This window comes from Pseudomonas sp. B21-056, from assembly GCF_026016325.1.
Classification (GTDB): Bacteria; Pseudomonadota; Gammaproteobacteria; order Pseudomonadales; family Pseudomonadaceae; genus Aquipseudomonas.
On the sequence record NZ_CP087203.1, the window covers coordinates 4,047,596 to 4,059,439 of the forward strand.

Sequence of the window (11,844 nt, forward strand, 5' to 3'; positions counted from 1 at the left end):
TAACGGGTTAAGCCGTGGGGGTGCGCATGGTGACGAATTCTTCGGCGGCGGTAGGATGCACGCCGATGGTTTCGTCGAAATCGCGCTTGCTGGCGCCGGCCTTGATGGCGATGGCCAGGCCCTGGACGATTTCTCCGGCATCCGGGCCGACCATGTGGCAACCCAGGACCTTGTCGGTCCGGGCATCCACTACCAGTTTCATCAGCGTACGTTCCTGACAGTCGGTCAGGCTCAGCTTCATCGGCCGGAAACGGCTTTCGAAAATCTGCACTTCATACCCCTCTTTCCGGGCCTGTTCCTCGGTCAGGCCCACCGTGCCGATGTTCGGCAGGCTAAACACCGCGGTGGGGATCATCCGGTAGTCCACCAGGCGGTACTGCTCGGGCTTGAACAGACGCCGCGCCACCGCCATGCCCTCGGCCAGGGCAACGGGTGTCAGTTGTACGCGCCCGATCACGTCACCAATAGCCAGGATCGACGGCTCGGTGGTCTCGTATTTTTCATTGACCTGGACAAAGCCCTTCTCATCCAGCGTGACAGCGGTGTTCTCCAGGCCGAGGTTATCGAGCATCGGCCGCCGGCCGGTGGCGTAGAACACGCAGTCGGTGAGCAGCGTGCGGCCGTCCTTGAGGGTCACCTTCAAGCTGCCATCGGCCTGCTTGTCGATGCGCTCGATGTCGGCGTTGAACTGCAGGTCCAGGCCGCGGCGCGTCAGTTCTTCGGCCAGATGCTTGCGCACTGCGCCGTCGAAGCCGCGCAGGAACAGCTCACCGCGATACAGCAGGGACGTCTGTGCGCCCATGCCGTGGAAAATCCCGGCGAACTCCACCGCAATGTAGCCACCGCCCACCACCAGCACGCGCTTGGGCAGTTCCTTGAGGAAAAAGGCCTCGTTGGAGCTGATGGCATGCTCACGCCCCGGAATCTGCGGGATGACCGGCCAACCGCCGGTGGCGACCAGGATGTGCTCGGCGGTGTGGCGCTGGCCGTTGATCTCGACCTCATGGGGACCGGTGATCTTCGCATGGCCCTCATGCAAGGCCACGCCGCTGTTGACCAACAGGTTGCGATAGATGCCGTTGAGGCGGTTGATCTCCCGATCCTTGTTGGCAATCAGCGTGGCCCAGTCGAAACTCGCCTCGCCCGCCGACCAGCCATAGGCCGACGCCTGCTCGAAGTCCTCGGCATAGTGCGCACCGTAGACCAGCAGCTTTTTCGGCACGCAACCGACGTTCACGCAGGTACCGCCCAGGTAGCGGCTTTCCGCCACGGCCACCCTGACACCAAAACCGGCGGCGAACCGCGCAGCCCGCACACCACCGGAACCGGCGCCAATCACATACAGGTCAAAATCGTAGGCCATTACTGTCTCCTTTGGCAGGCCACCAGCATACCCGCTGTTTCCAGATGGGCCAGCGTTGCGTTGGTTATGGGGGCGGAAAATGAAAATGCCAGTGTGAGCTTAATCAAAGCCGAGCGCGGATCCTGTGGCGAGGGGATTTATCCCCGCTGGGCTGCGCAGCAGCCCCAAAGCAACCAACTCAATCTGCCTGACACACCCAAGTCGCCTGGTTTTAGGGCTGCTTCGCAGCCCAGCGGGGATAAATCCCCTCGCCACAGATAAATCCCCTCACCACAGGGGGTCTGTGCCAGACATGGCAATGCATTGCGCAAAAAAAAAGCCCCGAACCAGTCGGGGCGTTTTTCAGTTCGCGGCGTGGGCTATCAGTAAGCCTTGCCGGTCTTGTAGAAGTTCTCGAAGCAGAAGTTGGTCGCGTCGATGTAGCCTTCGGCGCCACCGCAGTCGAAACGCTTGCCCTTGAACTTGTAGGCCATGACGCAGCCATTCTGGGCCTGCTTCATCAGCGCGTCGGTGATCTGGATCTCACCGCCCTTGCCTGGCTCGGTCTGTTCGATCAGGTCGAAGATGTCCGGCGTCAGGATGTAGCGACCGATGATCGCCAGGTTCGACGGTGCATCTTCAGGCTTTGGCTTTTCAACCATGCTATGCACGCGGTAGATGTCGTCGCGGATCATTTCGCCGGCGATCACGCCGTACTTGTTGGTTTCCTGCGGGTCGACTTCCTGGATCGCCACGATGGAGCAGCGGAACTGCTTGTACAGCTTGACCATCTGGGTCAGCACGCCGTCGCCTTCGAGGTTGACGCACAGGTCGTCCGCCAGCACCACGGCAAAGGGTTCGTCGCCGATCAGCGGACGGCCGGTCAGGATCGCATGGCCCAGGCCTTTCATTTCGGTCTGGCGGGTGTAGGAGAACGAGCACTCGTCCAGCAGTTTACGGATGCCGACCAGGTATTTCTCTTTGTCGGTGCCCTTGATCTGGTTTTCCAGCTCGTAGCTGATGTCGAAATGGTCTTCCAACGCGCGCTTGCCGCGGCCGGTCACGATGGAGATTTCCGTCAGGCCCGCATCGAGGGCTTCTTCGACACCGTACTGGATCAGTGGCTTGTTCACCACCGGCAGCATTTCTTTGGGCATGGCCTTAGTCGCTGGCAGGAAGCGAGTACCGTAACCGGCTGCAGGGAACAAGCATTTCTTGATCATATGAATCCTTTAAAAGGCGGTGTGTACGACGAGTTTCGGCGCAGTCTAATCAGGCCGCAGGCACCTTACAATGCCTGCACTGGCCAACCGATGCCATCATAGAGAAATAAACCGTCGGATAGTTCAATCGCCTTTCGTTTCGGGGGGTTCAACGGTCTTCCTGCAGGCCCGCAGGCACCATTTGCGTGCATTTGGCGTATCATGGCGCCCTTGATCCCGCCAATGAGGCAGCTAGATGTCGGCACCACGAAACGCAAACGGTTATTCAGTCAGTCAGGACAAGGACGGTCAGTGGTGGATTGTGAACTACCACGGCGAGCAGGTTGCCGGTCCCTTGCCCACCAAGACAATGGCGGTGGAAGTGGCCGCGGTGTTCCAGGATGAGCGCCCTGCCCCTGCGACCAAGGAGCGTGAAAAAGCTCCGGCACGCACCGATCGCCGCAAGAAATAACCGGACAGGCCCGCGTCAATCGCCATGCGGCATTGACGCGGGCCTGTTGTTTATCTGTACCGAAATGCCCATTCGCTATAACCTCGCGCAGTCCCCCCTCCTTTCGATGACCACTTCATGAGAACTGTTCTGGCGCTGTTTACGGTCCTGGCCCTGGCGGGTTGTGCCTCGACGGAAAATACCTACCTGGCCAACGGTGAGCAGGGCCTGACCATCGACTGCTCAGGCGAAGCCAACTCCTGGGCCGCCTGCTATGAAAAGGCAGATGCCTCCTGTGCCGGCACCGGCTACCGTATCGTCGGTACTGATGGCACGCCCCAGGCCAATGAAAGCGACAAGACCCTGGGCGTGAACGTCGGCAACTTCACCAGCCGCAGTGTCGTGGTGGTGTGCAAGTAAGGTCCAGGCGAACCTGAGGCCCTGCCTCAGCCGGAAATGCAGGCGTTGGCCGCAGCCTGCACATCACCCGGGCGCACCGGTACATTGGACATGCTTTCATGCAGCTTGATGCTGCTGCCGCTGGAACGCTCGTCAATGTCGAACACCGCCGCCGGCAGGCTCGAGAGTTTGCCGGGGACGATCAGCCGGACGCCGTTCTTGTGGGGTTCCATCTGCAACGCGCCGCGGCTGTCGGCCAGCTTGTCGGCGACGCATTTGGCATATTCCTGAGGTTTCTTACCGGAGATAACACTCATGGTGGGCGGCGTCTGGTTGATGTCCGATACCGATGCACATCCACTCACGGCCAATGCCAACACCCACACACTACGCTTCATATGATTCCTCCGATAAAGACCCTCGGACAGTGTAAACGCCGTTTTTCTCCGGCGCCCTGCGCTTTTTTATCCGACGCGCCGCGCTAAATCAGCAAAGCCACGGCGCGGGCCGGATATTTAGCCGTCGGTGCTGATAAACTGCGCGCCATTATTGCAGCCCCCTACCGTGTCGAGCGTGTAGAAAAAGCCCTTCTGGAGGCGCCCATGAAATTCATCCACCAACGCGAGCACCTCAACGAGGACGACATCGTCGTCATCGAATGCTCCCAAACGTGCAACATCCGCTTGATGAACGATGCCAACTTCCGCAGCTTCAAGAATGGCGGACGGCACACTTACCATGGCGGCGCGTTCGACACGTTCCCGGCGCGGATCACCGCACCGAGCACCGGTTTCTGGAACATCACCATCGACACCGTCAGCCGCCGGGCCATCAGCGTCACGCGCAAGCCGACCCTGACCCACAAGATCAAAATCATCCGACGCTCCAGCTCGAAACTGAGCTGAGCCCTGCTCGCATAGGCAAAACCGTGGCCCAGACAACCAAATACGTCATCAAGTACAAACTCAACGACGAACGCCGCTTCGAGTTCGCGCAGCTGGAAACCGGCACCGAGGAAGAAGCCCGGGCAGCGCTGGAGGCGTCGCATGGACCCGACGATGTGATCAGCGACGTCAAGGTCAGCAAGGCGTTGTAAAGTTTTCCCAGGAGCTTTGTGGCGAGGGGATTTATCCCCGCTGGGGCGCGAAGCGGCCCTAAATCCTGACACCTCGGTGTAACAGGCAAATTGAGTTGACTGTTTTGGGGCCGCTTCGCAGCCCAGCGGGGATAAATCCCCTCGCCACAGGGTGATGCGGCGTGAGAGATGGCCCCCGGTCCACAATGGAACATTGACCGCAAGCCCCGGAGTGTTAATCAACAGGACACCCACCAAACTGACCAATCCTCCCCCCCAGGATTGTCACCATGTCCCCTCCGACCCAATCCATCAGTGCAATCAACCGACCAGCCCTGGAACAGAGCCTTGAGCAGGATGGCAGCGGCGTGCTCCGCAACCTGCTGTCGGCGACTCAATGCCAACAGCTCAGCAGCCTGTACTCGCAGCCTGGGCTGTTCCGTTCCCGGGTGATCATGGCCCGCCATGGCTTCGGGCGCGGCGAGTATCAGTATTTCCGCTACCCCTTGCCCGCTATCGTCCAGCAGTTGCGTGAAGCGTTGTATCCGCTGCTGGTCCCCCTGGCGAACCGCTGGAACGAACGCATGGGCCTTGAGACGAGATACCCCGACGCGCATTGCGATTTCATTCGGCACTGCCATGGGGCCGGGCAGCAGCGTCCGACCCCGTTGTTGCTGCAATACGGCCCCGAGGATTACAACTGCCTGCATCAGGACCTGTACGGCGAGCAGGTGTTTCCCTTGCAGGTGGCGATATTGCTGTCGGAACCGGGCCAGGACTTTACCGGCGGTGAGTTCGTGCTCGCCGAACAACGCCCGCGCATGCAGTCGCGCCCCCAGGTCATCGGTCTGAAACAGGGCGATGCCGTGGTGTTTGCCGTGCATCAACGGCCGGTCAAAGGCGTTCGCGGTTATTATCGGGTGAACATGCGCCATGGCGTCAGCCGCGTGCACAGCGGCCAACGGCACACCCTGGGAATCATTTTTCATGATGCGCAATGACGACAACCCGATCACGCTGGACCTGTTCGCCGACGAACCGCCGACGACATCCGGCCAGATCGAACGGATCGGCCAGCAGGCGTTCGTCCTGCGCGGGTTCGCCCTGCCCTGGCTGGAGCGTTTGCTGCCGGCCCTGGAAACGGTCTTGCAGGCCGCGCCGTTCCGGCAGATGGTCACGCCTGGCGGCTTTACCATGTCGGTGGCCTTGAGCAGTTGCGGCGCGCTGGGCTGGACCACCGACCGCAGCGGCTATCGCTACACTGCCCATGACCCACAGACCGGCCGCCCCTGGCCGGACATGCCGGCGCTGTTCCGCGAACTGGCCCAGGCCGCCGCCCGAGCGGCGCACTTCGAGCACTTCGAGCCCGACGCCTGCCTGATCAACCGCTATGTGCCCGGGGCGCGGATGTCGTTGCATCAGGACAAGAACGAACGCAGCCTCAGCGCCCCCATCGTGTCGATGTCCCTCGGTCTGCCGGCGATGTTCCAGTTCGGCGGGTTCGAGCGCAGCGACAAGACCTTGCGCGTTCCACTCTTTCATGGCGACATCGTGGTCTGGGGCGGCGTCGACCGGCTGCGCTATCACGGCGTGTTGCCGCTCAAGGATGGTCGTCATCCACGGTTCGGCGCGCAGCGGATCAACATGACATTCCGCACCGCCGGCTGACCATGCAGAATTCAACCGCAAGACCCGGAGTGTCGCCCTCCCGCAGGCTGGTTACTGTAGCCAAAACGGGCCAATGGACAGAACGACCATGAACACCACTTCGAACACCCTCGCCCCTGAACTGGACCCTCGCTGGGCCGCCGTGCTCGCCCGGGACCCACGCGCCGACGGGCAATTCGTCTACGGCGTGAAAACCACCGGGATCTACTGCCACCCCAGCAGCCTGTCGCGCCTGCCCAATCCGCGTAACGTCGAATTCTTCGACACGCCGGAACAGGCCCAGGCGGCCGGCTATCGCCCGAGCAAACGCGCCGCCAGGGACCAGACCCAGGTGGCCGCCCAACAAGCGGCCCGGGTCGCGGCGGCCTGTCGGCAGATCGAGGCGGCCGAGGAACTGCCGGGGCTCAATGAACTGGCGCAGAGCGCAGGCTTGAGTCCTTTCCACTTCCATCGGATCTTCAAGACCGTCACCGGCCTGACACCCAAGGGCTATGCCGCCGCCCACCGCTCGCGCAAGGTGCGTGAACGCCTGGCCGACGCCGGGAGCGTCACCGAAGCGTTGTACGACGCCGGTTTCAACTCCAACAGCCGCTTTTATGAAGCCGCCGATAAAGTGCTGGGCATGAAACCCGCCGACTACCGCGCCGCCGGGCAGAACACCGACATCCGTTTCGCCGTCGGGCAATGCTCCCTCGGGGCGATCCTGGTGGCGCAAAGCGAACGCGGCGTGTGCGCAATCCTGCTGGGGGACGACCCGGAGGCGCTGGTCCGCGACCTGCAGGACAAGTTCCGCCGCGCCAACCTCATCGGCGCCGACCGGGAATTCGAGCAGTTGGTCGCCCAGGTGGTCGGCTTCATCGAAGCGCCCGCCCTGGGCCTGGACCTGCCCCTGGATCTACAGGGCACGGCGTTCCAGGAACGGGTTTGGCAGGCCCTGCGGGAGATTCCGCCGGGCAGCACCGCCAGCTACGCCGAGATTGCCCAGCGCATCGGCCTGCCCAAGGCCGTGCGCGCGGTGGCCCAGGCCTGCGGCGCCAACAGCCTGGCCGTGGCGATCCCTTGCCACCGGGTGGTGCGCAGCGACGGCAACCTCTCGGGCTATCGCTGGGGCGTGGAGCGCAAGCGTCAGTTGCTGGCGCTGGAGCGCTCGTCCGGGGACTGAACGCCGATGTAGATCGCCACCGCATCGGGGCCGCTGTAGACCTCGAAATCGGTGGCGAAGCGGCGCAGGGTCTGCGGGTTGTCGGCGAAGTATGCCCAGATCAGGCCCCAGGTCTGGATCACGCAATCGGGCATCGCCCCCTTGGCCGAGAACACCAGGTAATCCCCACCCTCGATGTCCACGGCGGGGTAGCCCGGGCTCGTCGCGTCGACCTCCACGCCGGCGGTCACATCGAAGTAGCCGGTCGCATCCGACTCATAGTTGGAATACACCCCATAGACGAATGACTCCGACTGCCTGGCCGGAATCCGGTCGAACAGCCCCTCGGTGAAAAACCGTTCCCACATCGGGCCGATCCTTGCCGTGTCGGCTTGCTGCTCATCGGTGTTGCGGGTACGGACCTGCAAACCCGCCACGCTGAAGGGTTCGACTGCCTTGAGTTTAACGTCCATGGTTAAGGCTCCTGGGTAAGTGAAGCACGCATGGTAATCCTCTCACCCGGGGGATCAAGCGCTTGCGTTCGATTGAAAAACTCGACTGGTCCTGGCGGGGTCACACCTGCTACAAACAGGGTTTCCTTGCGCTGCCGGAGCACCCTGCACATGAGCCAATGGCCAGACACCCGCATTCTCGACCTGCTCGGTATCGAGCTGCCCATTATCCAGGCGCCGCTGGCCGGGGTGACCGGGCCGGCCATGGTGATCGCCGCCTGCAATGCCGGCGGGCTGGGCTCGATGCCGGCGGCGATGCTGGATGTCGAGCAACTGCGCCAGGCGCTGACAACGATCAGCGAACAGACCGACAAGCCGTTCAACGTGAATTTTTTCTCCCATCAGCCGCCGGCTTTCGATGAACAGCGGGCCGAGGCCTGGAAGCAACGGCTCAAGCCTTACTACGAGGAACTGGGCGCCGATTTCGATGCGCCGACGCCGGTGTCCAACCGCACGCCATTCGATGACGCGGCCTGCCGGGTGCTGGAGGCGCTGCGGCCGAAAGTGGTCAGCTTCCATTTCGGCCTGCCGGAGCAATCCCTGCTGGATCGGGTGAAGGCCACCGGGGCGAAAATCCTTTCTTCGGCGACCACTGTCGAGGAAGCGATCTGGCTGGAGCAGCACGGTTGCGATGCAATCATCGCCATGGGCTATGAAGCCGGCGGCCATCGCGGGATGTTCCTCAGCGACGACCTCAACACCCAGGTGGGCCTGTTCGCCTTGCTTCCCCAGGTAGTGGATGCGGTGAACGTACCGGTGATCGCCACCGGCGGCATCGGTGACGCGCGGGGAATCGTCGCGGCGTTCGCCCTGGGTGCATCGGCGGTGCAGTTGGGCAGCGCGTACCTGTTCACCCCCGAAGCCAAGATCAGCGCGTCCCATCACCGGGCGCTGCGCACGGCCAAGGAAAGCCAGACGGCTGTGACCAACCTGTTCACCGGGCGTCCGGCCCGGGGCATCGTCAACCGGGTGATGCGCGAAGTCGGCCCGATGAGCCCGCTGGCACCGGCATTTCCCCTGGCAGGTGGTGCGTTGATGCCGCTGCGCGCCAAGGATGAAGCCGACTTCAGCAACCTCTGGGCCGGACAGGCGTTTCCTCTGGGCCGGGAACTGCCGACCGGCGAGCTGACGCGGCGCCTGGCGGATGAGGCACTGGCACGGCTTGGCAAGGGGTCGGGCTCCTGAGAGTTCATCGCCGGCCAGGACGCCATCGCGAGCAGGCTCGCTCCCACAGGGTCTGGTGTTGCAGCAGGATCAAGCGTAGATCCATGTGGGAGCGAGCCTGCTCGCGATGAGGCCGGCACATTCAGCCCACTGCCAACTGCAACAGCGCAAAACTCACATTCCGTTTGCCAGGCATTCGCTATATATTTCCGTATATAGCGAACCCGCCCCCTATGGAGTCTTCAATGCGCCCCACCCTTTTCGCGCCGTTGCTGCTGAGCACTTTCCTGACCGCTGGCGCCGTCCAGGCCGATGAAGTACAGGTGGCCGTGGCCGCCAATTTCACCGCGCCGATCCAGGCCATCGCCGCCGACTTCGAAAAAGACACCGGCCACAAACTGGTCGCGGCCTATGGCGCAACGGGGCAGTTCTATACCCAGATCAAGAATGGCGCGCCGTTCGAAGTGTTCCTCGCCGCCGACGACAGCACCCCGGCCAAGCTGGAAAGCGAAGGCGACACCGTCAAGGACTCGCGCTTCACCTACGCCATCGGCACGCTGGCGCTGTGGTCGGCCAAGGACGGCTATGTCGACGATAAGGGCCAGGTGCTCAAGAATAACGGCTTCCAGCACCTGTCCATCGCCAATCCAAAAGCCGCGCCCTATGGCCTGGCTGCGACCCAAGTGCTGGACAAACTGGGGCTGACCGCACAGGTCAAGGGCAAGATCGTCGAAGGCCAGAACATCACCCAGGCCTATCAGTTCGTCTCCACCGGCAACGCCGAACTGGGTTTCGTGGCGCTGTCCCAGGTATACAAGGACGGCAAGCTCGCCAGCGGTTCGGCGTGGATCGTCCCGGCCGAACTGCACGACCCGATCAAACAGGACGCGGTGATCCTGAACAAGGGCCGCGACAACCCCGCCGCCAAGGCCCTGATGGACTACCTCAAGGGCCCGAAAGCCGCCGCCATCATCCAAGCCTACGGTTACCAACGCTAAATGCCGCTGACCAGTGCCGATTATTCAGCGATCTGGCTGACCCTGAAACTCGCCTCGCTGACGACGGTGATCCTGCTGCTCATCGGCACGCCCATCGCCCTGTGGCTGTCGCGCACCCAATCCTGGTTGCGCGGGCCAGTGGGTGCGGTGGTGGCTCTGCCGCTGGTGCTGCCGCCCACGGTGATCGGCTTCTATCTGCTCCTGGCGTTGGGCCCCAATGGCTGGATCGGCCAGGTTACCCAGACCCTCGGGCTGGGCACCCTCACATTCAGTTTCACCGGGCTGGTGATTGGTTCGGTGATCTACTCCATGCCGTTTGTGGTGCAGCCGTTGCAGAACGCGTTCGCGGCCATCGGCAATCGCCCACTGGAGGTCGCCGCCACATTGCGCGCCGGTCCCTGGGACACTTTCTTCAGCGTCATCCTGCCCCTGGCCCGCCCCGGGTTCATCACCGCCGCCATCCTCGGCTTTGCCCACACCGTCGGCGAGTTCGGCGTGGTGCTGATGATCGGCGGCAATATCCCGGAAAAAACCCGGGTGGTGTCGGTGCAGATCTACGATCACGTCGAAGCCCTGGAATACGCCCAGGCCCACTGGCTGGCGGCGGCGATGCTGGTATTTTCATTCGTTGTGCTGCTGGCGCTGTATTCCAGCCGCAGGACCCGGGCAGCCTGGAGCTGATCGATGATTCAGGCGCGTTTGCAGCTCGACCATGGCAGTTTTTCCCTGGACCTGGATGTGCAACTGCCGGGCCGGGGCGTGACGGCGTTGTACGGTCAGTCCGGCTCCGGCAAGACCACCTGCCTGCGCTGCATCGCAGGCCTGGAACGGGCGCCCGCAGGCTTGGTGCGGGTCAATGGCGACGTGTGGCAGGACAGCGAGCGCGGCGTGTTCGTCCCGCCCCATCAACGGGCGGTGGGCTATGTGTTCCAGGAGGCAAGCCTGTTCAGCCATCTGTCGGTGCGGGCCAACCTGGCGTTCGGTCTCAAGCGCATCGCCCCAGCACAACGACGGGTGGAGATGGACCAGGCCACCGAACTGCTGGGCATCGGCCACCTGCTTGAGCGCCAGCCCCACAACCTGTCCGGCGGCGAGCGTCAGCGGGTGGGCATCGCTCGCGCCCTGCTGACCAGCCCGCGCCTGTTGTTGATGGATGAGCCGCTGGCGGCGCTCGATGCCCGGCGCAAGAACGAGATCCTGCCCTACTTGCAACGGCTTCATGATGAGCTGGACATCCCGGTGCTCTACGTCAGTCATTCCCAGGACGAGGTGGCGCGCCTGGCCGACCACATCGTGTTGCTCGACGCCGGTCGCGCCCTGGCCAGCGGGCCGATTGGCGAGACCCTGGCGCGGCTCGACCTGCCGCTGGCCCTGGGAGATGACGCGGGGGTGGTGGTCCAGGGCACGGTCAGCGGTTACGACCCTGCCTATCAATTGCTGACCCTGACATTGCCCGGCAGCCTGTTGAACGTGCGGGTGGCCCATACTCCGCTGGCCGTCGGGCAGCCGCTGCGCTTCAAGGTCCAGGCCCGGGACGTCAGCCTCAGCCTGGCGAACGATGCCCAGACCAGCATCCTCAATCGCTTGCCGGTCACGGTGACCGGTGAACTGGCTGCCGACAATGCTGCCCATGTGCTGATCCGACTGGAAGCCGCCGGTACGCCGTTGCTGGCACGCATTACCCGCTATTCTCGCGATCAGTTGGCGTTGCATCCGGGGCAGGTATTGTGGGCGCAGATCAAGGCGGTGGCGGTGTTGGCTTGAGCTGTGGGAGCTTGCTCGCGATGGGGGCCTGGGGGCCGACCAGGATTTTGTTGAGCGAGTACATATCCATTCCTGCGGTAACGGCTACTTAGGGTTCCGCTTTTACAGCGGCTCACTTTTGAACAGCG

General features: G+C 62.9%; 15 protein-coding genes. 11 read left to right on the forward strand and 4 right to left on the reverse strand.

From position 1 onward, the window contains the following. Positions 1-7: 7 nt before the first annotated feature. Together gorA and galU are read right to left on the reverse strand one after the other, a co-directional pair. On the reverse strand, positions 8-1,363 hold the full coding sequence (gorA, locus tag LOY67_RS16930; RefSeq protein ID WP_265063584.1) for a glutathione-disulfide reductase: 1,356 nt from the start codon (positions 1,361-1,363) through the stop codon (positions 8-10). Between the two features lie 362 nt (positions 1,364-1,725). Next, positions 1,726-2,565, reverse strand: coding sequence for a UTP--glucose-1-phosphate uridylyltransferase GalU (galU, locus tag LOY67_RS16935; RefSeq protein WP_003182953.1), 840 nt, complete (start codon positions 2,563-2,565; stop codon positions 1,726-1,728). 235 nt (positions 2,566-2,800) lie between these two features. On the opposite strand from galU, the gene LOY67_RS16940 reads away from it, so the two are divergent. Beyond that, positions 2,801-3,016, forward strand: coding sequence for a hypothetical protein (locus LOY67_RS16940; protein ID WP_265063585.1), 216 nt, complete (start codon positions 2,801-2,803; stop codon positions 3,014-3,016). Positions 3,017-3,133: 117 nt separating this feature from the next. Continuing rightward, the gene (locus LOY67_RS16945) at positions 3,134-3,415 is read left to right on the forward strand and encodes a hypothetical protein (protein ID WP_265063586.1); all 282 of its coding nucleotides are present in this window, start codon (positions 3,134-3,136) and stop codon (positions 3,413-3,415) included. Between the two features lie 26 nt (positions 3,416-3,441). Here LOY67_RS16945 and LOY67_RS16950 read toward each other — a convergent pair whose 3' ends face one another. Then, positions 3,442-3,792 (reverse strand): hypothetical protein, encoded by a 351-nt coding sequence (locus LOY67_RS16950; RefSeq protein ID WP_265063587.1) that lies wholly within the window; start codon positions 3,790-3,792, stop codon positions 3,442-3,444. Positions 3,793-3,996: 204 nt separating this feature from the next. Between LOY67_RS16950 and LOY67_RS16955 the strand changes: the two genes are divergently transcribed. The 5 genes from LOY67_RS16955 (at position 3,997) to ada (ending at position 7,299) form a co-directional block, all read left to right on the forward strand. Further along, positions 3,997-4,299: a DUF1883 domain-containing protein gene (locus LOY67_RS16955; RefSeq protein WP_041022208.1), complete on the forward strand. Its 303-nt coding sequence runs from the start codon at positions 3,997-3,999 to the stop codon at positions 4,297-4,299. A gap of 23 nt (positions 4,300-4,322) precedes the next feature. After that, positions 4,323-4,490, forward strand: coding sequence for a hypothetical protein (locus tag LOY67_RS16960; RefSeq protein WP_265063588.1), 168 nt, complete (start codon positions 4,323-4,325; stop codon positions 4,488-4,490). A gap of 269 nt (positions 4,491-4,759) precedes the next feature. Next, positions 4,760-5,470, forward strand: coding sequence for a 2OG-Fe(II) oxygenase (locus LOY67_RS16965; protein WP_265063589.1), 711 nt, complete (start codon positions 4,760-4,762; stop codon positions 5,468-5,470). Then, positions 5,457-6,137: a DNA oxidative demethylase AlkB gene (gene alkB, locus LOY67_RS16970; RefSeq protein WP_413776139.1), complete on the forward strand. Its 681-nt coding sequence runs from the start codon at positions 5,457-5,459 to the stop codon at positions 6,135-6,137. The genes LOY67_RS16965 and alkB overlap by 14 nt, the downstream gene beginning before the upstream one ends. Positions 6,138-6,225: 88 nt before the next feature. After that, a complete protein-coding gene (ada, locus tag LOY67_RS16975; RefSeq protein ID WP_265063590.1) occupies positions 6,226-7,299 on the forward strand; it encodes a bifunctional DNA-binding transcriptional regulator/O6-methylguanine-DNA methyltransferase Ada in 1,074 nt (357 codons plus the stop codon). On the opposite strand, the gene LOY67_RS16980 is transcribed toward ada, so the two are convergent. Beyond that, entirely contained in the window at positions 7,263-7,751 is a 489-nt protein-coding gene (locus LOY67_RS16980; RefSeq protein ID WP_265063591.1) for a GyrI-like domain-containing protein, read from the reverse strand. The genes ada and LOY67_RS16980 overlap by 37 nt on opposite strands. A 150-nt stretch (positions 7,752-7,901) precedes the next feature. Here LOY67_RS16980 and LOY67_RS16985 point away from each other — a divergent pair, with 150 nt between their 5' ends. The 4 genes from LOY67_RS16985 to modC all read left to right on the forward strand — a co-directional run bounded on the left by LOY67_RS16985 (position 7,902) and on the right by modC (position 11,716). Further along, positions 7,902-8,975 carry an NAD(P)H-dependent flavin oxidoreductase gene (locus LOY67_RS16985; RefSeq protein WP_265063592.1) on the forward strand — a complete coding sequence of 358 codons (1,074 nt, stop codon included), beginning with the start codon at positions 7,902-7,904 and terminating at the stop codon, positions 8,973-8,975. Between the two features lie 224 nt (positions 8,976-9,199). Next, positions 9,200-9,952: a molybdate ABC transporter substrate-binding protein gene (modA, locus tag LOY67_RS16990; protein WP_265063593.1), complete on the forward strand. Its 753-nt coding sequence runs from the start codon at positions 9,200-9,202 to the stop codon at positions 9,950-9,952. Beyond that, positions 9,953-10,633 (forward strand): molybdate ABC transporter permease subunit, encoded by a 681-nt coding sequence (gene modB, locus LOY67_RS16995; RefSeq protein WP_265063594.1) that lies wholly within the window; start codon positions 9,953-9,955, stop codon positions 10,631-10,633. It abuts the gene before it with no gap. 3 nt (positions 10,634-10,636) lie between these two features. Beyond that, entirely contained in the window at positions 10,637-11,716 is a 1,080-nt protein-coding gene (modC, locus tag LOY67_RS17000; protein ID WP_265063595.1) for a molybdenum ABC transporter ATP-binding protein, read from the forward strand. The last annotated feature ends 128 nt before the right edge of the window (positions 11,717-11,844 follow it).